Origin of the sequence: Caballeronia terrestris, assembly GCF_001544515.1 — a bacterium.
Lineage (GTDB): Bacteria > Pseudomonadota > Gammaproteobacteria > Burkholderiales > Burkholderiaceae > Caballeronia > Caballeronia terrestris.
This window is the reverse complement of sequence record NZ_FCOL02000017.1, coordinates 76,819-93,617: the sequence shown is the minus strand read 5'-3', so window position 1 is coordinate 93,617 and position 16,799 is coordinate 76,819. Positions and strand designations below refer to the sequence as shown.

19 protein-coding genes and 2 pseudogenes are annotated in these 16,799 nt (G+C 64.6%); 8 read left to right on the top strand and 13 right to left on the bottom strand.

All coding sequences use genetic code 11. From position 1 onward, the window contains the following. Window positions 1-229 precede the first annotated feature (229 nt). From AWB67_RS16510 to AWB67_RS16500, 3 genes are read left to right on the top strand one after another with little or no spacing between them, the layout of a single operon-like run. The gene (locus AWB67_RS16510; protein ID WP_087657329.1) at window positions 230-508 is read left to right on the top strand and encodes a type II toxin-antitoxin system RelE/ParE family toxin; all 279 of its coding nucleotides are present in this window, start codon (window positions 230-232) and stop codon (window positions 506-508) included. Window positions 509-536: 28 nt separating this feature from the next. Continuing rightward, window positions 537-845: a HigA family addiction module antitoxin gene (locus AWB67_RS16505; RefSeq protein ID WP_087657328.1), complete on the top strand. Its 309-nt coding sequence runs from the start codon at window positions 537-539 to the stop codon at window positions 843-845. A 33-nt stretch (window positions 846-878) separates the two neighbouring features. Continuing rightward, window positions 879-1,556, top strand: a complete 678-nt coding sequence (locus AWB67_RS16500; RefSeq protein ID WP_087657327.1) for a gamma-glutamylcyclotransferase — start codon at window positions 879-881, stop codon at window positions 1,554-1,556. Here the strand turns inward: AWB67_RS16500 and AWB67_RS16495 are convergent. From AWB67_RS16495 to AWB67_RS16475, 5 genes are all read right to left on the bottom strand, one after another. Beyond that, entirely contained in the window at window positions 1,543-1,992 is a 450-nt protein-coding gene (locus tag AWB67_RS16495) for a PaaI family thioesterase (protein WP_087657326.1), read from the bottom strand. The two genes, AWB67_RS16500 and AWB67_RS16495, sit on opposite strands and share 14 nt — an antisense overlap. A 13-nt stretch (window positions 1,993-2,005) precedes the next feature. Beyond that, entirely contained in the window at window positions 2,006-3,466 is a 1,461-nt protein-coding gene (locus AWB67_RS16490; protein WP_087657325.1) for an efflux transporter outer membrane subunit, read from the bottom strand. Window positions 3,467-3,493: 27 nt separating this feature from the next. After that, the gene (locus AWB67_RS16485; protein ID WP_087657324.1) at window positions 3,494-5,068 is read right to left on the bottom strand and encodes a DHA2 family efflux MFS transporter permease subunit; all 1,575 of its coding nucleotides are present in this window, start codon (window positions 5,066-5,068) and stop codon (window positions 3,494-3,496) included. A gap of 1 nt (window position 5,069) precedes the next feature. Then, complete coding sequence (locus AWB67_RS16480) at window positions 5,070-6,155, bottom strand: HlyD family secretion protein (RefSeq protein WP_087657323.1); 1,086 nt, start codon at window positions 6,153-6,155, stop codon at window positions 5,070-5,072. Between the two features lie 179 nt (window positions 6,156-6,334). Beyond that, window positions 6,335-7,240 carry a LysR family transcriptional regulator gene (locus tag AWB67_RS16475; RefSeq protein ID WP_087657322.1) on the bottom strand — a complete coding sequence of 302 codons (906 nt, stop codon included), beginning with the start codon at window positions 7,238-7,240 and terminating at the stop codon, window positions 6,335-6,337. Window positions 7,241-7,382: 142 nt separating this feature from the next. Between AWB67_RS16475 and AWB67_RS16470 the strand changes: the two genes are divergently transcribed. Continuing rightward, window positions 7,383-7,919: a carboxymuconolactone decarboxylase family protein gene (locus AWB67_RS16470; protein WP_087657321.1), complete on the top strand. Its 537-nt coding sequence runs from the start codon at window positions 7,383-7,385 to the stop codon at window positions 7,917-7,919. Between the two features lie 12 nt (window positions 7,920-7,931). Here the strand turns inward: AWB67_RS16470 and AWB67_RS41865 are convergent. Beyond that, window positions 7,932-8,278 (bottom strand): annotated as a pseudogene (locus AWB67_RS41865) (SPFH domain-containing protein); the annotation flags it as partial. A gap of 226 nt (window positions 8,279-8,504) precedes the next feature. Between AWB67_RS41865 and AWB67_RS16455 the strand changes: the two are divergent. Beyond that, complete coding sequence (locus AWB67_RS16455; protein WP_087657318.1) at window positions 8,505-9,041, top strand: carboxymuconolactone decarboxylase family protein; 537 nt, start codon at window positions 8,505-8,507, stop codon at window positions 9,039-9,041. 4 nt (window positions 9,042-9,045) lie between these two features. Here the strand turns inward: AWB67_RS16455 and AWB67_RS16450 are convergent, their stop codons facing one another. The 3 genes from AWB67_RS16450 to AWB67_RS16440 form a co-directional block, all read right to left on the bottom strand. Further along, window positions 9,046-9,810 (bottom strand): slipin family protein, encoded by a 765-nt coding sequence (locus AWB67_RS16450; RefSeq protein WP_087657317.1) that lies wholly within the window; start codon window positions 9,808-9,810, stop codon window positions 9,046-9,048. Continuing rightward, window positions 9,807-11,192: an NfeD family protein gene (locus tag AWB67_RS16445; RefSeq protein ID WP_087657316.1), complete on the bottom strand. Its 1,386-nt coding sequence runs from the start codon at window positions 11,190-11,192 to the stop codon at window positions 9,807-9,809. Before AWB67_RS16445 ends, AWB67_RS16450 begins: the two co-directional genes overlap by 4 nt. 81 nt (window positions 11,193-11,273) lie before the next feature. Continuing rightward, a complete protein-coding gene (locus AWB67_RS16440) occupies window positions 11,274-11,747 on the bottom strand; it encodes a BON domain-containing protein (protein ID WP_087657315.1) in 474 nt (157 codons plus the stop codon). Window positions 11,748-11,858: 111 nt separating this feature from the next. Here AWB67_RS16440 and AWB67_RS16435 point away from each other — a divergent pair, with 111 nt between their 5' ends. The 3 genes from AWB67_RS16435 (at window position 11,859) to AWB67_RS16425 (ending at window position 13,971) form a co-directional block, all read left to right on the top strand. Then, on the top strand, window positions 11,859-12,278 hold the full coding sequence (locus AWB67_RS16435) for a secondary thiamine-phosphate synthase enzyme YjbQ (RefSeq protein ID WP_087657314.1): 420 nt from the start codon (window positions 11,859-11,861) through the stop codon (window positions 12,276-12,278). 43 nt (window positions 12,279-12,321) lie between these two features. Then, window positions 12,322-13,599, top strand: coding sequence for an aspartate carbamoyltransferase (locus AWB67_RS16430; protein ID WP_087657313.1), 1,278 nt, complete (start codon window positions 12,322-12,324; stop codon window positions 13,597-13,599). A gap of 93 nt (window positions 13,600-13,692) precedes the next feature. Beyond that, window positions 13,693-13,971 carry a hypothetical protein gene (locus AWB67_RS16425; protein ID WP_235025192.1) on the top strand — a complete coding sequence of 93 codons (279 nt, stop codon included), beginning with the start codon at window positions 13,693-13,695 and terminating at the stop codon, window positions 13,969-13,971. Here AWB67_RS16425 and AWB67_RS16420 read toward each other — a convergent pair. The 4 genes and pseudogenes from AWB67_RS16420 to AWB67_RS43365 form a co-directional block, all read right to left on the bottom strand. Continuing rightward, complete coding sequence (locus AWB67_RS16420) at window positions 13,950-14,780, bottom strand: polysaccharide deacetylase family protein (RefSeq protein ID WP_087657311.1); 831 nt, start codon at window positions 14,778-14,780, stop codon at window positions 13,950-13,952. The two genes, AWB67_RS16425 and AWB67_RS16420, sit on opposite strands and share 22 nt — an antisense overlap. Next, complete coding sequence (locus AWB67_RS16415; RefSeq protein WP_087657310.1) at window positions 14,777-15,871, bottom strand: glycosyltransferase family 4 protein; 1,095 nt, start codon at window positions 15,869-15,871, stop codon at window positions 14,777-14,779. Before AWB67_RS16415 ends, AWB67_RS16420 begins: the two co-directional genes overlap by 4 nt. 408 nt (window positions 15,872-16,279) lie before the next feature. Then, window positions 16,280-16,549, bottom strand: coding sequence for a BrnA antitoxin family protein (locus AWB67_RS16410; protein ID WP_374729824.1), 270 nt, complete (start codon window positions 16,547-16,549; stop codon window positions 16,280-16,282). Next, window positions 16,536-16,742, bottom strand: a pseudogene (locus tag AWB67_RS43365) (BrnT family toxin); the annotation flags it as partial. The pseudogene AWB67_RS43365 and the gene AWB67_RS16410, both read right to left, overlap by 14 nt. Window positions 16,743-16,799 lie beyond the last annotated feature (57 nt).

Genomic DNA, 16,799 nt, shown 5'->3' with positions numbered 1-16,799 from the left:
TTTTTTGCTAACCGGTTCAATGAGTTATGTCGCTCAGGTCCGGCTCGGTGTGCACACGGCTTATGCCATCCGCAGGCTCCCGGCCGCCAAGCTCGCCACTGTACACTCATACAGTGTTTGTCGCAAAAAGAGCCGAGCACGCGGTAGTCCAGCAGAAGCCGTTCCGCCCCAGCGGAATCCACGAAAAATAGTTTGCCGCTTGCCGGCAAACGGCATAGAATAACGACCAATGATTGTTTCTTTCGAGTGCGCCGAAACGAGGGCGCTGTTTGAAACCGGGAGCTCCCGGCTCTTCGCGAACATTCTGGCCGCAGCCGAGCGCAAGCTCACGTTGCTCGACGCCGCCGCCACGCTCAGCGCGTTGCGCACGCCGCCGGGCAATCGGCTCGAAGTATTGCGCGGCGATCTCGCCAATACGTACAGCATTCGCGTGAACAATCAGTGGCGCCTTCTTTTTTCATGGACGCCGGACGGACCCGCCGACGTGCGGCTAATCGACTACCACTAAGCGACCACCATTAAGCGAGACTACACACATGGCCAATTTCACGAACGGCATGCGGCCGGTCCACCCGGGCGAAGTGCTGCGCGAGGACTATCTCGTGCCGCTCAACATGACCGCGAACGCGCTCGCCCGCGCGCTCGACGTCACGGCGAACCGCATCAACGACATCGTGCTCGAGCGGCGCGGCATCACGCCCGAAACGGCGCTGCGGCTCGCGCGCTACTTCGGCGGCGACGCCCAGACGTGGCTCAATCTGCAAGTGACGTACGACCTGAAGATTGCCGAGCGGGAGCACGCGGAGGAGATCGCGCGCACCATTGCTCCGCGCGAAGCGGCGTGACCCTGCACGAGCCATGAAGACGGGAAAAACCGGATGCTGAACAGAGACGCCATCAACTCGGGAGCGTATCTCGAGAGCTTCGACACGCTGCCGAAGGAAATCCTCTGGAGCCAGGAGCGCATCGATCAATCGCTCACGGAGACCATGCGGTTGCGTCCCACCGACGGCGACGTCTGGGTTTTCGCCTACGGCTCGCTGATGTGGAACCCGATTTCCGTCTACGACAGCCGGCGTATCGCGACGCTGCACGACTGGCACCGCAGCTTCTGTCTCAGCGTGATCGCCGGGCGCGGCACGCCAGAGCGGCCCGGACGGATGCTGTCGCTGGAGCCGGGCGGCAGTACGCAAGGCGTCGCGCTGCGGCTGTGCAACGCCACGCTCGACGAAGAACTCAGAATCCTCTGGACGCGCGAGATGGTGACCGGCGCCTATCGCCCAACGTGGGCGCCCGTCACGCTCGACGACGGCACCGAAACGTCCGCGATCGCCTTCGTCGCGGATCACGAAAAGTCACAATACGAAGCCGACGCGCGCCCGTCCACGATTGCGCCGCTGATGCACGTCGCGGCGGGTTTGTTCGGCACGAACGCGGAGTATGTGTTTATGCTGCAGCACGCGCTCGCGGAGTGCGGCCTCACCGACGCCTATATCGACGAACTCGCCGCGGAACTCGCCCGCCTCGCCGTAAGCGCGCCCTTTACCGGTCGATGACAAGTAGCGTCGAGGTCGCGGAGGCGTGCAGGCGGCCGCTCGCGTCCTTGAGCGTCGCCTCGGCGAACGCGGCGCGCCGTCCGATCGACAGCACTCGGCCTTCGGCGCGCAGCAGACCCGAATCGCGCGTGATCGCCTTGTGGTACGCCACCTTCAGTTCGAGCGTCGTGTAGGCCTGCGCCGGCGTGAGACACGAGTGCACGGCGCATCCGCACGCCGAGTCGAGCAGTGTGGCCGCGTAGCCGCCGTGCACGGTGCCGATCGGGTTGTATGCGTGTTCGCCCGCGATGCCCGCGAACACCGCCCTGCCCGCCTCGACTTCCACGAAGTCGAAATCGAGCGCGACGAGAATTCCGGGCTTGCGTCCCGAGGCGATCAGCGCGCGCAGTTGCGACAGGCCGTCGAGGCCGGCGCCGGTTTCTTCGATCAGGCTCATATTCCCGTTCTCCTTACTTGACCGCTTCGACGAGCGACGGCGTGCGGCTCGCGAGCGCATCGGCATCGGCGGGCGTCTGGCTCCATCCGCCGCCGAGCGACCGGTACAGCGCCACCGCCGCCAGCGCATGCTCGCGCTTCGCCAGATTCAGTGAATCCGCGTCCTGCAGATATGACTCCTGCGCCGCCAGCACGTCCAGGAAGCTCGCCGCGCCGCCTTTGTATAGCTGCGTCGAAAGTGTCAACGACTTGTCCGATGCGGCGAGCGCATCCGTGAGACGCGCGGACTGCTCGGTCGTGCTGACGAGGTCGCTCCTCGTATCTTCGACTTCCTTCAGCGCCTGGAGCATCGTCTGCCGCAGGTTCAGATCAGATTCGCGCAACCGGCTCTCGCTCTGCTCGATCCCGGCCGTGATCCGGCCCGCATTGAAAATCGGGCTGGTCGCGTTGAGGGCGGCGCTGAAGAGGTTGTCGGTGAGGGTGGGCAGTCCAAGATACGACGACGCCAGCAAGCCGTCCGTCAGCCGCAGCGAAAACTTCGGATAGCGCTCCGCCCTCGATACCCCGACCTCCGCCGCGCGCTGCTGGACGGTCGCGTACGCGGCGAGCACGTCGGGGCGGCGCAGGAGAGCGTCCGACGGCAGCGTCTGCGGCACGCCGCTCGCGGGCATCGGGATCACGGGTGCGTCGCCAGCGTTCGCGAGCATCAGCCGGTCGACGGATTCGGGCGTCCGCCCCGAGTACACGGCGATCAGGCTCAACTGATGCTGAATCGTCGACTGAGCGCGCGGAATGCGCGATTGGAGGTCGCTCAACTGATTCTGCGCGCGCGAGACGTCGAGTTGCGTCGAGAGGCCGTATTGCAGGCGGCGCTGCGTCAGCCGCAGCGCGCGTTCGCGGATCGCGAGATTGTCCTGCAGGATCTTCAGTTCCGCCTGCGCCCAGCGCAAATCGACATACGCTGACGCCGTATCGGCTGCGAGCGCGAGCCGCAACTGATCGGCGGCATGTTCGCGTCCGACGAGTTGCGCCTGCGACGCCAGCAGTTCCAGCCGCTCACCGCCGAACACATCGGGCGTCCAGCTCAACGACAACCCGATCCCCGCCTGACGCACGTAGCCGAGCGGCGGCGGCGTGTTCTGGCGGGCATCGGAGGCGCCGGCGTTCGCATCGAGTTGCGGGAGGAGCGCGGCGCGGCGCTGCGTCGTGAGCGCCTGCGCCTGCTTCACGCGCTCGACGGCGGCTTGCAAGTCGAGGTTGTCGTTCAATACCGACGCCACGAGTTCGTGCAGCACCGGGTCGCCGAACTGGGTCCACCACGCGGCAGGATCGGCGGGATCGCGCGGCACGTCCACGCTCCAGGCGGCGGGTGCCGTAGCTGTGACCGTGGCCGGCAAATCGGCGTGCGTCGCGGGTTGCACCGCACACGCGGCCAGCGACAGACAAGCCAGGATTTCAACGAGAAGTTTTCTCATGATCGTCTCAAATTTCCGCGTGGAGGCTCAGTGCGCGTCGGAAGAAGGCGGCGCGCTAGTGATCGGCCGCGAGAACAGGACGCTGACCACGCCCACCGTGAAACACAGCGCCAGCAAGTAGAAGCAATCGGCGAACGTCAGTACGAGCGCCTCGCGAAACACGAGCGCGTGCAGGTTCGCGAGCCCGGCCTGCGTGGCGTCGAGCGCATCGCCCGCCACCGACGCGAAGTGCCCCGCACTGCGCGCGAGCAGCCCCTCGACCTGCGGATTGCCGACCGTCACGCCCTCGTTCAGCCGCAGATAGTGGAGATTCAGGCGATCGTTGAGCATCGTCGCGCTGACCGCGATGCCGATCGCGCCGCCGAGATTGCGCATCAGGTTGAAAAGCCCGCTCGCCGATTTCAGCCGCGACGGCGGCAACGAGCCGAGCGCCATCGTGACGATCGGCGGTACGGCGAACTGCTGGCCGATGCCGCGCAGCGCCTGCGGCAGCAGCAGTTCATGCCAGCCCCACTGGTTCGTGAGCGGTGTGTAGAGATAGCAACCCGCGCCGAAACACACGAGGCCGAAAACCAGCAGCACGCGCATATCGATGAACTTCGTCGCGAGCGCGTAGGCGCCGAGCGCGAGCAACTGGAAACATCCGACCGACAGCAGCGCGATCCCGATTTCGAGCGAATCGAAGCCCCGCACGCGGCTCAGGAACACCGGCGTCAGGAACACCGATACGAAAATTCCGATGCCCGTCACGAACGACAGCAGGCTGCCGATCGCGAAATTGCGCACCGCGAGCGCCTTCAGATCGACGATCGGGTCCTTCGCCGTGAACGCGTGCACGAAGAACAAAAAGCCACAAATCGCCGAAATCCACGTACACGCGACGATGACGTGATCGCCGAACCAGTTCTTGCGCGGCCCTTCTTCCAGCACATATTCGAGACAGCCGAGAAAACCGGACATCAGCACGATGCCGAGGTAGTCGCCTTTTTTCAGGAGCGAGAGATCGGGCTCGTCGATGTGCACGAACTTCGGCACGAGCGCCGCGACCGCGATGCCCGGCACGACGTTCAAATAGAACAGCCAGTGCCACGACCATTGCGACGTGATCCACCCGCCGATCACCGGGCCGATCGCCGGCGCCAGCGAGGCGAGCGCGCCGATCGTCGTCGAGGCGATCAGGCGCTGCTTGCCGGGGAATAGCACAAAGGCAGTCGTGAAGACGGTCGGGATCATCGCGGCGCCGAGCGCGCCCTGCAGGCCGCGAAAGAGGATCATCGAGTTGATGTCCCATGCGATGCCGCACAGCATGCTCGTAATCGTGAAACCGACCGCCGACGCGGCGAAGAGCCAGCGCGTGGAGAACACCTTCGAGAGCCAGCCGGACATCGGGATCACGAGGATTTCGGCGATCAGGTACGACGTCTGGACCCACGAAAGCTCGTCCTGGCTCGCCGATAAACCGCCGCCGATGTCCTTCAGCGACGACGCGACGATCTGGATGTCGAGCGTCGCCATGAAAAAGCCGAGGCACATCAGCGCGAACGCGAACACGCGCTGTTTCGTGGGCTGGCTGGCGGGATCGAGTGGAAGGGTCGCGGTCATGTCAGTTCGCGCCGGCCAGATGCACCGTGACCGTCGCCGACAAGCCCGGGCGCAGCACCGCCTGCATCTCCTTCGGTATGTCGAGTCGTACGCGCACCGGCACGCGCTGCACGATCTTCGTGAAGTTGCCGGTCGCGTTTTCGGCGGGGAGCACGCTGAAGGTTGCGCCGGTCGCCGGGGCGAGGCTTTCCACGCGGCCGTGGATCGGCGTGCTGGAGGCGTCGAGATCGACGTCGACTTCATCGCCGACGCGCATCTTTTTGAGCTGATCCTCCTTGAAATTGGCGTCGATCCAGAGTCCCGACGACGGCACGATCGTCAGAAGCGCCACGCCCGTGTTCGCCAGCATCCCGACCCGCGCCGTGCGGTTGCCGACGTAGCCGTCCACCGGCGAGCGGATCGTCGTGTACTCGACGTTCAGTTCCGCGACGCGACGCGCCGCTTCGGCCGTCGCGACGCGCGCATTGGCATCGGCGATCTGCGCTTCGATCACGGCCAACTGGCGTTTTGCCGCGACGAGCGACGCCCCGCTGCGCTCGACGGACGCGCTCGCCTTCGTGTAATCGGCGTCCGCGCGCTCGACGATCTGGCTCGATACGGCGTCGTCCTTCACCAGCTCGCGATAGCGCACGCGGTCCGACGCGCTGCGCGTCAATTCCGCCGACGACGCCCGCACTTCCGCCTGCTGCTGGTTGATCACGGCGGCCTGCAAGTCGCGCTTCGCCTGCAATTCGGCGACGGCGGCCTGTGCGCTCGACACTTCCGCGCCTGCCTGCGCGAGGCGCGCGTCGTAGTCGCGGGCATCGAGGCGCACGAGTTCCTGGCCCGCGGTCACGCGCTGGTTGTCCTGTACGAGCAGATCGGCGACGAAGCCGTTGACCTTCGGCGCCATCACCGTCACGTTGCCGCCGACGTAGGCATCGTCGGTCGTCTGGACGAAGCGCAGCACGAGCGCCCAGTACGTCGTTGCAGCGATCACCACGACACCAACCGCGCCGAGGGCGAGCAGCATCCACGGCGTGCGCCGCGCCGCTTTCGGCAGCGCTGGGGTAATTACCGGTGAAACGTCAGTTGAGGGGCTGGACATTGTCGTATAAAGTGCATATGCACCATAGAGATTGGAAGAAGTGCCTTTCAATGACACTTGTGGATAGGCGACAGGCTAGTTGTGCATATGCACCACGTCAAGCCGCATCGCGCACATGAGTGAATAACGCGGCTGGCAATAATCGGCGGTGAGGCCTATCGGATAAGCCTCCGCGCGGTTCAGGCCGGTCCGCCGCCGTCGAAGAATTCCGCCGCGAGATCGACGAACGCGCGCACTTTTGCGGGCAGCAGCGCGCGCGTGCTGTATGCGAGCCGGATCTCGATCGCGCCGCTCATCAGTTCGAACGGGTCGAGCAGCGTCACCATCCTCCCCGACGCGATTTCCCCCTGCACCAGCCCAAGCGGCAATATCCCGATTCCGAAGCCCTCCAGCACCATTTGTCGATTGAAATCGGCGCTGTTCGACGAGATGTCGAACCTCAGCGGCACCGTGATTTCCTCCCCGCCGATGCGAAACGTCAGCTCGGGCTTGCGTATCGATGCCGACATCGGCACGAATTCGTGATCCACGAGTTCCGACGGATGCCGCGGCGCCGGATGCGTTTCGAGATAAGCGGGCGCCGCCACGAGCACGAGCGGAATGCGCTCCAGAAGACGCGTGATGACGTTATCGGTCGTCAGCATGAAGGGCAGCACGAGCGCGAGGTCGTACCCTTCCGCGACGAGATCGACCGGGCGCTCGGTCAGCGTCACGTCGAGCCGCACCTGCGGATGCCGGCGCCGGAACGCGGCGATCAGCGGCACGAGGCGATTGACCGTCGCGGTCGTATGTGCGACGAGCCGCAGCACGCCGGTCGCCTCGCTCGCGCGCGTCGAGGCGCTCTCCTCGAGCGCGTCGAGTTCGTCGAGCAGGCGCGAGCAGCCCGCGAAGAAGTGCTCGGCCGTCTCGGTCAGCGAAATCTGCCGCGTCGTGCGGTTGAAGAGGCGGCTGCCGAGGCGCTGTTCGAGCGTCGAAATCGCACGCGAAACGACGGGCGGCGTCACGCCGAGAATGTCGGCCGCGCGCGTGAAGCTCTTTGCCTCGACCACCGTGCAGAACACCTTCAGGGTCGTCAGGTAGTCCATCCGGAATCCTTCTCTTTTTTGAAACCACAAAGACTTCAACCAGGAAAGCAATTTCAAGCACGGCTAGCGTCCCGAATCACCTTCTGCAAGGATACAATTCCCGGCCTTCCATCAGGAAAGCCAACTAAAAAAGGAATCGCTCATGTCACGCCTCGCAACCATCAACGTCAACGAAGCCACCGGCGTCACCGGCGATCTCTTCGCTGGCATCACCAAGGCCATCGGCCGCGTGCCGAACGTCTACGCGACCATCGGTACGCACAGCCCGGCAGCGCTTTCCGTGGCACTCGGCGGCGACGCCGTGCTCGCCAAGAGCGGGCTCGACAAGCGCGATATCGAAGCGATCATGCTCACGGTCAGCGAAGTGGCCGGCTGTGACTACTGCGTCGCCGCTCATAGTGCGATCGCCAAAATGGTGGGCCTGCCGCCCGATGATGCGAAACGGATTCGTGCGGGCCACGCAACGGGCAATGAAAAACGCGACGCGCTCGTTGCTTTCGTTCGCCACCTTGTGACCACGCGCGGCACCATCGACCAGGCGAGCCTCGATGAGGTGCGCGCGGCCGGCTACAGCGAAGCCCAGGTGATCGGCATGCTCTACGCCATCAGCGCGGTCACGTTCACGAACCTGGTGAACCGGGTCAACGACACCGTCATCGACTTCCCTGCTGTCTCCTGAGCCTGCACGCTATCAATCCCGCTTCAGCTTGTCCAGCAGGGACGTAGTTGAGTCCATCGGCATCGGGGACGCGATCGTCGGATTCTTGTCACCGGCGATCGTCGTCAAAGTCTGAAGGTAGCGAAGCTGCAACGCCTGCGCGACCATGCGCGCCGCCTGCCAGCCTTTCCGATGCCTGCAACTCGCCTCCCGCATGAATGACCTTCGTGCGCCGCTCGCGCTCGCCTTCGGCCTCGCGGGCAAACGCGCGGCGGATCATCGTCGTGGATATACACCTTCGATTCCTTGATGCCCCAGACGCCGGTCTGCACGTCGAGTACGCGCTGGACGTTCGCGTTCCGGCGCTCGCGCCCGGCGAGCCGCTCTTCGTCAGCCGCGCGCGTGCACGGACGATGCAATCGGCGCTCGCCGGTCCGATCGTCCCCGCGATCAGGGTCGTCAGGTATTCCATTGCTCTCGTTCACTCCGACATCGTGAGCCGATCGAGCATGTTTGCGATCCCGTCGCGCATTCACGCGCCAGGCGCCGCGCCATAAAGTTCAATCACGCCATACGGATGGCTGTCCAACGAATCAGGAGCTCACCATGTCACGTTTTTCCCAAATCAACGTCAACGATGCAACCGGCGTCACCGCCGACCTTTTCGCCGGCATCAAGCGCGCGATGGGCCGCGTGCCCAACGCCTACGCAACCGTCGGCACGCACAGCCCGGCCGTGCTCGCCGCCGCGCTCAACGGCGACGCGGTGCTCGCCAAGAGCAGCCTCGACAAGCGCGACGTCGAAGCGATCAAGCTCGCCGTCAGCGAAATCGCCGGCTGTGACTATTGTGTGGCCGCGCACACCGTCGTCGGCAAGATGGTGGGATTGTCGCTCGAAGAAACGAAACAGGTGCGCGCAGGCGACGCCACCGGCAACACAAAGCGCGACGCGCTCGTGCGCTTCGTGCGCCACGTCGTGACGACGAGCGGCACGGTCGATCAGGCGCGCGTCGACGAAGTGCGCGCGGCCGGCTACAGCGAAGCGCAAGTCGTCGAAGCGCTGTTCGCGATCAGCGTGATCACGTTCACGAACCTGCTGAACCGCGTCAACGACACGGAAGTCGATTTCCCCGCGGTCGACTGAGCGGCTAGTCCTTCCTCAGCTTGTCGAGGAGGGACGTAATCAGGTCGATCGGCATCGGGAAGACGATCGTCGAATTCTTGTCGCCGGCGATCGTCGTCAGAGTCTGAAGGTAGCGAAGCTGCATCGCCTGCGGCGCCTGCGCGAGCATCTGCGCCGCCTGCAGCAGCTTTTCCGATGCCTGCAACTCGCCCTCCGCGTGGATGATCTTCGCGCGCCGCTCGCGCTCGGCCTCGGCCTGGCGGGCGATCGCGCGGATCATCGTCTCGTTGATATCGACGTCCTTGATTTCTACATTCGACACCTTGATGCCCCACGCGTCGGTCTGCGCATCGAGCACCCGCTGAATGTCCGCGTTCAGGCGCTCCCGCTCGGCGAGCAGTTCGTCGAGTTCGTGCTTGCCGAGGATCGCGCGCAAAGTCGTTTGCGAGAGCTGGCTCGTCGCCTCCAGGAAGCGCGCGACCTGGATCACGGCCTTCTCCGGATCGACCACGCGAAAGTACACGACCGCGTTCACCTTCACCGACACGTTGTCGCGCGTGATCACGTCCTGCGGCGGCACGTCGAAGACGACGGTGCGCAGGTCCATCCGCACGACTTGCTGCACGGCCGGGATAATGAGCACGAGCCCCGGCCCTTTCACCTTCCAGAAGCGCCCGAGCATGAACACGACGCCGCGTTCGTACTCGCGAAAAATCCGTATCGATGAAAACAGCAGCAGGATGATCAGCGCCAACAGCACGCCGCTGAAACCGAATGTGAAACCCATCATTGCCGCTCTCCTTCGTTCGTGGCTTCGTTCAATGGCTCGACCGTGAGTGTGAGACCCTGGCGTGCCGTCACGCGCACGCGTGAGCCACGTGCGGGAAGCGCGCGCGGCTCGGCGGTACGCACGCGCCAGCGCTCGCCGTGGACGCGCGCCCAGCCGGCGCCGTCGCCCTCTTCCAGCATCACGCCGATGCTGCCGAGCATCGCCTGATCGCCCGACACGACCGGCCGCCGGCGCGCCTTCAACGCGAACGTCGACACGCCGAAGATGAAGAGCGCGCTCACGACGGCGAGCGTCACGACGACGCCCACCGGAATGCCGAAGCCGGGCACGTCGGTATCGATCAACATCAGCGCGCCGATCGAAAACGCGACGATCCCGCCGATGCCGAGCGTGCCGAACGTCGGCAGGAACATTTCCGCGACGAGAAAGCCGATGCCGAGCACGATCAGACCGAGGCCGACGAAGCTGATCGGCAGGAGTTGCAGCGCGAACAGGCCGACCAGCAGGCAGATCGCGCCCGCGACGCCCGGCAGCATGAAACCGGGATTCGCGAATTCGAAGAAAAGGCCGTACATGCCGATCATCACGAGGATCAGCGCGACGCTCGGGTCCGTGATCGTCGCGAGGAAACGGCTGCGCCAATCCGGCCTGAACAAGATGATCTGAGCGTTTTTGGTCGAAAGGACAGTCTCGCCCGAGAGGGTGCGCACGCGGCGGCCGTCGAGTTTCGTGAGGAGATCGGGCACGTCGGCGGCCGTGAGGTCGATTACGCGCTGCGCCAGCGCCTCGCTCGCCGACAGGCTCACGGCTTCGCGCACCGCGCGTTCGGCCCACTCGGCGTTGCGGCCGCGCATCTGCGCCAAACCGCGAATGTAGGCGGCGGCGTCCTGCACTTGCTTGCGCGATTCGGTCGATTGCGTGTCCGCGCCGGATGCCGGCGCGTCAGGCTTGCCGCCCGCGCTGATCTGGATCGGCGTCGCGGCGCCGAGGTTCGTGCCGGGCGCCATCGCGGCGATGTGGCTCGCGTAGACGATATAGGTGCCCGCGCTCGCGGCGCGCGCCCCGCTCGGCCCGATGAACGCCACGACCGGCACCGGCGACGCTAGGATCGCCTTGATGATCGAGCGCATCGAGAGATCGAGGCCGCCGGGGGTGTCGAGTTCGAGGACGGCGAGCTGGGCGTGGTCGTCGGCGGCGCGCGCGAGTGAGCGGACGATGAAATCGGCGCTCGCCGGGCCGATCGCCCCCGCAACCGCGATCACCGCCACTGGCGCGCTAGCGGAGTGCGCCACGCGCGGGACTGAACCGGCGCCGAGTGCCAGCAGCAGGATCGCCAGGGCACGCAGCACGACGCCAAACCGGCAGAAAGGGTTCGTTTTCATCGATGAAAACCGACGGCTCGCGAGCGCCGTGGTTCCTGTTTTAACGAGGCTGGTCTGTTATCAAGCTTATGCCAAATTGGCTCACTTGCCCGAAAACACCGTCCGGTCGATGACCTTTTCGACGTCCGCCGTCTCGCCGAGTTGCGAGACGAAGAGCGCCTTGTCGAAATTGCGCGCGACGCAGCCGTCGAGGTAGATAAAGCGGCGCTGCACCGTCAGCCAGAGGCTCGTTTTATCCCGCCACTGGGTGTCCGCGTTGAGCGAGGCGAGGCGCCGCGTCACGCTTTCCGCGATTTCCGTGTCGTACGCGTAGCTGTTCGACAGCCGGCAGCGCCCCGCGATCCAGCAGCTATTGCCGCGCTCGATGCGCCAATGCGCCTCCGCAAGCCACTCCGCCTGCGTTTCGAACGGGCCGCGTGGCGCGGGGCAGCCGGCGATTGCCGTCGAGACGTGCAGGAACGGGTCGTTGCCGTGGTTTTCGCGCGGTTCGTCGGCGAACGCGTTCGTCACCGGCAGGCAGAGATAAAGGAGCAGCGCGCACTTCGAAGGAGACATGTCAGTCGGCTCATCGCGGAAACGTCCACGAACAGGATAGACGCGCCGGACGCCCTATCAAAACGCTTTCCAGCCGATACACTGGAAGGACGGCATTCGCGAGAAACCGACATGAAACAGGCTCTGCAACATCTGACGGTCGCGACGCGCACGCGCGGCCTGCACGAATTCACCGCCGAGATCGACAACTGGATCGACCGGCAGGACGTCCGCACCGGCATCCTGACGGTGTTTTGCCGGCATACGTCCGCGTCGCTGCTGATCCAGGAGAACGCCGATCCCGACGTGCGCACCGACCTCGAACGCTTCTTCGAGACGATCGCGCCGGAGTCGCCCGAGCGCTACGTCCACGACGCCGAAGGTCCCGACGACATGCCCGCGCACCTGCGCACCGCGCTCACGACCGTGCAGCTATCGATTCCGGTCGAAGCGGGACGAATGGTGCTCGGGACGTGGCAGGGCATTTATCTCTTCGAACACCGGCGCGCGCCGCATCGGCGGGAAGTCGTGTTGCATCTGATCGGCGAGTGACCTAGTATACGCTCCGCGTACATTAACGATACCGGAGCGACACATGGCCGTTCAGCAGCAAACCGTCTTGCGCGACGCAATGCGCCGTCTCAACATGACGCGCGATGCGTTCGCAAGCCGTATCGGCGTGTCGCGACGGGCGCTCGATACGTGGCTCCTGCCCGACGGCTCGCCCGAATCGCGCGCAATGCCGGAGATCGCCGGGCGCTACGTCGCCGAGATTCTCGAACGGGCGCCTGACGGCGGCGAATATACGCAGCGCGTACAGCCATCGATTGCGTTCGAAGGCCGTTCGCAACTGCTCTCGGTCGACCAGTTTTCGCGCGATTCGGCCGAAGCGCTCTTTCGCGTCGCCGACGTCATGCAGCCCATCGCCTGGCGCCAGAAAATCACCCGCGTGCTCGAAGGCGCCGTGCTCGCCAATCTGTTCTTCGAAGCCAGCACGCGCACCCGCGTGAGTTTCGGCGCGGCGTTCTGCAGGCTCGGCGGCTCGGTGTGCGACACGACCGGCTTCACGTTTTCATCGATGGCGAAGGGCGAATCGATCTACGACACGAGCCGCGTGATCAGCGGTTACGCCGACGCGCTCGTCGTGCGGCATCCGGAGCAAGGCTCGGTCGCCGAATTCGCGCGCGCGACCAATATCCCGGTGATCAACGCCGGCGATGGCCCCGGTGAACACCCGAGCCAGGCGCTGCTCGACCTCTACACGATCCAGCGTGAGTTTTCGCGCATCGGCAAGATCGTCGACGGCTCGCATATCGCAATGGTCGGCGACCTCAAGTACGGCCGCACCGTGCATTCGCTTGCGAAGCTGTTGTCGCTGTATCGCGGGCTGAAATTCACGCTGGTGTCACCGCGTTCGCTCGAGATGCCCGACTACATCGTCGAGAAGCTCGCGCGGGGCGATCACGTGGTCGAGCAGACCACCGACTTGCGCGCTGGGCTCACGGGCGCGGACGTCGTCTATGCGACGCGCATTCAGAAAGAGCGCTTCGCGGACGAATCGATTGAAGGCTATACACCCGATTTCCAGATCAACCAGGCGCTGGTGAACGCGGTTTGCGGCCCCGACACGCTGATCATGCATCCGCTGCCGCGCGACGGCCGCCCCGGCGCCAACGACCTCGCCACCGACCTGAACCACGACTCGCGGCTCGCGATCTTTCGCCAGACGGACAACGGTATTCCGGTGCGCATGGCGATTTTCGCGATCCTGCTGGGCGTCGAGCATCAGGTGCAGCATTCGATGCGCGACGCCGCGTGGCGTTCGCCCGCCTACGTCGGCCCGGACGATGCGGTGTTTCACGGCATCGACTGAGCCAGTTTTATACGCCGGCGACGCGTTTCTTTTCGCGGCGTTTACGCGCTCGCGCCTATGCTTCGAAGCGTTCACTTCTGGAGCGTGCCGTCTATGGAAAGGGTTCTTTCACCGCAGCGCGTGCTGGTGTCGGCGGTGGTGCACGGCGCACACGACGATGCCGCCCGCGAGCGCATGCGCCGTCTCTTTCACTCACCGCTGGGTGTTTATGTGAGCCACGCGTCGCGCGATCATGCGGAGCTGAGCCTCGAATTCGATGTCGCGTGCGAGGATCTCGCCTTCACGATCCGCACGCTGAGGCAGGTGTTGCCCGAGGCGGCCATCGAAGAGGTGCGGCCGCGTGTTTTCGGTCAGCGCTTGATCCGCAGATAAGCGCGGCTGAGCGCCGGGCGGCTGTGGACCCACAATCGGCTCGCCAGCCACGACGCCGGGCGGTCGCGCACTTCGAGGCGGTTGATCGAGCGTTCCACGCCTTCCCGGCGCGTCACGTTCGTGCCCGCATCGCAAGTGTAGAAGTGCCGGAAGCCGGCATCGAGCGCGATTTCTCGGTAATCGTCGTCGTAATAGCCTTCCGGCCAGCACAAATGATCCGACGCAGTGCCCAGGCGCGCATCGAGCGTCGCGCGGGCGGCGCGCAAGTCGTCGCTAAGGCTCGCGCGCTTTTCCTCGCGGCTGCCAGCCACCCGATCCCAGCGCACGTGCTCGTGCGTATGGCTGTGGAACTCGAACGTGCCGGCCCGGCGCATCGCGTCGATTTCGGACCACCGCAGGATCACGTCGTCGGCGCGGCCCGCTTCGATCGCGAGCGCGCCATCGTGATGATTCAGCAGGCTCGGCAATTCCCCGGCATCCGACGCATTCGCGCGCGGCGCGCCCGCGCCCGGCCAGCCGCTGACGAGAAAACACATCGCCGTGAAGCCGTGCCGCTGCAGCACGGGATGCGCATGGACCCAGTTGTCGAGATAGCCGTCGTCGAAGGTTAGCACGACGGATTTCGGCGGCACCGGTTCTTCGCCCGCCAGAAACCCCGCGAGCTGCTGCGCGCCGATCGTCCGGTAGCCCGCCTCCGCGAGATACGCCATTTGCGCCGAGAAATGCGCGGGGCTGACGGTGATCATTCCCGGCGAGGTGCTGACATGGTGGTACATCAGCACAGGCACGGCGCGCGCGCTGCGTTTCATGCGAAGAGCCTCCGCTCGCTCAGGCTGCGCCGGTAAAAATCGACGGTTTCATCGGCCATGCCGCCGATCGTGAAACCGCCTTCCGTGATGCGTTGCCCTTCCCGGCCGAGCCGCGCGCGCAGTTCCGGATCGTCGACCAGTTTCAGGATCGCCGCGCGCAGGGCGCCGGGGTCCTTCGCGGGCACGAGCAAACCGTTGACGTCCTCCTCGATCAGTTCCGGCACGCCGTCGACGCTCGTACCGATCACCGGCAGCCCCGCCGCCATCGCCTCGATGAACGACTGGCCGAGCGCTTCCTGATGCGTTGGCAGCACGAACAGATCGCAGCCGCGCAGCACGTTCGGAATATCGGAGCGAAAGCCGAGCAGATGGATGCGCTGTGCTAGTCCGCGGCGCACGACGGCCGCCTTGACGCGCGCGAACGTGTCGCCGTCGCCGGCCATCACGAAGTGCAGGTTCGGACGCGTCGCGAGGAGCGGTTCGGCGGCCTCGATCAGGTCTTCGTGGCCCTTCTTCTCACGCATGATCGCGACCATGCCGCCGATCACGGCATCGGGACCGAGGCCGAGTTCCGCGCGCAGCGTCGATTGCGCGATCGGCTCGTGTCGCGGGATGCCGTCGTAAATGGTCTGCACGCGGCCCGCCACCACGCCCGCCGAGATCAGGTACTGGCGCACGTAGCGGCTCACCGCGATCACCCGGTGCGGTATCCAGTTGTAGGTGGCGAGCGAGCTGATCGGCAGCGCGAGATGGCGCGTGCGCACGATGAGCGGCGTGCCCGCCAGCCGCGCAGCCGAGCCCGCGACGATGCTGTCGTGGCCGCTGTGCGTATTGAGCACGTCGAACGCCTTGCGGCGCAGGAGCGCCTTGATCGAGATCATCGAGCGGACGTCGCCGCCGCCGCGCATGCGCGAGTGATGCACGGCAAAGCCGAGTTCCGACGAACGCAGGCCGATGCACGCATCGGAAGGACACACGAGTTCGACCCTGTGTCCGAGTTCGCGCAACGCCACCATTTCCTTCAACGTTCGGACCTCCTGCCCGCCCCATCCTCTGGATGATTCGCTATGCAATATCTTTAGTGACTTCATGGACTTATCTGGGCGAAACCTTCGGATTGTCTTAGGGCGGGTCGGAAATATATCGTAATAATTGAGTCGGAATCTTAGGACTTGCTTTCTTTACGGGAATGTCCTGACGGTAAATTTGGGAAGCCGAAATGGCAGATCGCGCGCTAGCGTTGCTCTAAGCCATCTAAGCTTTCTTGAGATTACAAAAGAAGGCCTATGGAAAGGTAAGAAGTCGTAAGACGCTGGGTGCTATAACGAAAGCCATCGACGGCGCGTTGACACGCCATCGGCGATTCGCACGCGTCTTATCGCGCAAACGTTTGGATCGCGATGGTCGCCAAGAGGAGAACTGCGTCGCGGCACGACGGCACAAAAAAAAGCCGCTGGACCATGCCCAGCGGCTTCGTTCGATGCTAATGCGTCAAGCGGTCAAGCTGCCCGATGCGTCTGCAACCACTCGCGCAGCGCGTTGTTCATGCGCGTCTGCCAGCCTTCACCCGTCGCCTTGAATGCCTCGACGACATCGGCGTCATAACGGACCGTCAACTGCACTTTCGGCGATTCAAGACGCGGACGGCCCAATGGTTTCAACCGCGCGAACTCTTCGTCGGAAGGGATATACGCGTCCGGATTTTCCGCTATCTGGCGGTTGATCTCCGCTTCTTCTTCGGGCGAGTGCCTCTTTACTTTCTTGAACATAGCGATCTACCTCCCTGTAGTTTGCTTTGCGCAGGCTGATGATGCGCAACGATAAAACACGCTGCGTGAATACCACGCAGTAAAGCCGGCTTTCGATCGGCCCATAGCCGACCTCGCGGACTTCACCGTAATCCCGACGGGAGTCGACGTACGTCAGATCCGCCGACCAATCGATCTGCCGGGCGAATTCCATGGCGCTTCCAAGTCCCTCGGCTCATGTTGCAGCCGGCTCACGCTGCGCGTTGTCACT

Coding starts and splice junctions, on each gene's coding strand:
- AWB67_RS16480 (WP_087657323.1), bottom strand. CDS start 6,155: ATGTCCAGCCCCTCAACTGACGTTTCACCGGTAATTACCCCAGCGCTG.
- AWB67_RS16440 (WP_087657315.1), bottom strand. CDS start 11,747: ATGTCTCCTTCGAAGTGCGCGCTGCTCCTTTATCTCTGCCTGCCGGTG.
- AWB67_RS16485 (WP_087657324.1), bottom strand. CDS start 5,068: ATGACCGCGACCCTTCCACTCGATCCCGCCAGCCAGCCCACGAAACAG.
- AWB67_RS16495 (WP_087657326.1), bottom strand. CDS start 1,992: ATGAGCCTGATCGAAGAAACCGGCGCCGGCCTCGACGGCCTGTCGCAA.
- AWB67_RS16410 (WP_374729824.1), bottom strand. CDS start 16,549: ATGTTCAAGAAAGTAAAGAGGCACTCGCCCGAAGAAGAAGCGGAGATC.
- AWB67_RS16505 (WP_087657328.1), top strand. CDS start 537: ATGGCCAATTTCACGAACGGCATGCGGCCGGTCCACCCGGGCGAAGTG.
- AWB67_RS16420 (WP_087657311.1), bottom strand. CDS start 14,780: ATGAAACGCAGCGCGCGCGCCGTGCCTGTGCTGATGTACCACCATGTC.
- AWB67_RS16435 (WP_087657314.1), top strand. CDS start 11,859: ATGAAACAGGCTCTGCAACATCTGACGGTCGCGACGCGCACGCGCGGC.
- AWB67_RS16475 (WP_087657322.1), bottom strand. CDS start 7,240: ATGGACTACCTGACGACCCTGAAGGTGTTCTGCACGGTGGTCGAGGCA.
- AWB67_RS16445 (WP_087657316.1), bottom strand. CDS start 11,192: ATGAAAACGAACCCTTTCTGCCGGTTTGGCGTCGTGCTGCGTGCCCTG.
- AWB67_RS16500 (WP_087657327.1), top strand. CDS start 879: ATGCTGAACAGAGACGCCATCAACTCGGGAGCGTATCTCGAGAGCTTC.
- AWB67_RS16510 (WP_087657329.1), top strand. CDS start 230: ATGATTGTTTCTTTCGAGTGCGCCGAAACGAGGGCGCTGTTTGAAACC.
- AWB67_RS16425 (WP_235025192.1), top strand. CDS start 13,693: ATGGAAAGGGTTCTTTCACCGCAGCGCGTGCTGGTGTCGGCGGTGGTG.
- AWB67_RS16490 (WP_087657325.1), bottom strand. CDS start 3,466: ATGAGAAAACTTCTCGTTGAAATCCTGGCTTGTCTGTCGCTGGCCGCG.
- AWB67_RS16415 (WP_087657310.1), bottom strand. CDS start 15,871: ATGAAGTCACTAAAGATATTGCATAGCGAATCATCCAGAGGATGGGGC.
- AWB67_RS16470 (WP_087657321.1), top strand. CDS start 7,383: ATGTCACGCCTCGCAACCATCAACGTCAACGAAGCCACCGGCGTCACC.
- AWB67_RS16450 (WP_087657317.1), bottom strand. CDS start 9,810: ATGATGGGTTTCACATTCGGTTTCAGCGGCGTGCTGTTGGCGCTGATC.
- AWB67_RS16430 (WP_087657313.1), top strand. CDS start 12,322: ATGGCCGTTCAGCAGCAAACCGTCTTGCGCGACGCAATGCGCCGTCTC.
- AWB67_RS16455 (WP_087657318.1), top strand. CDS start 8,505: ATGTCACGTTTTTCCCAAATCAACGTCAACGATGCAACCGGCGTCACC.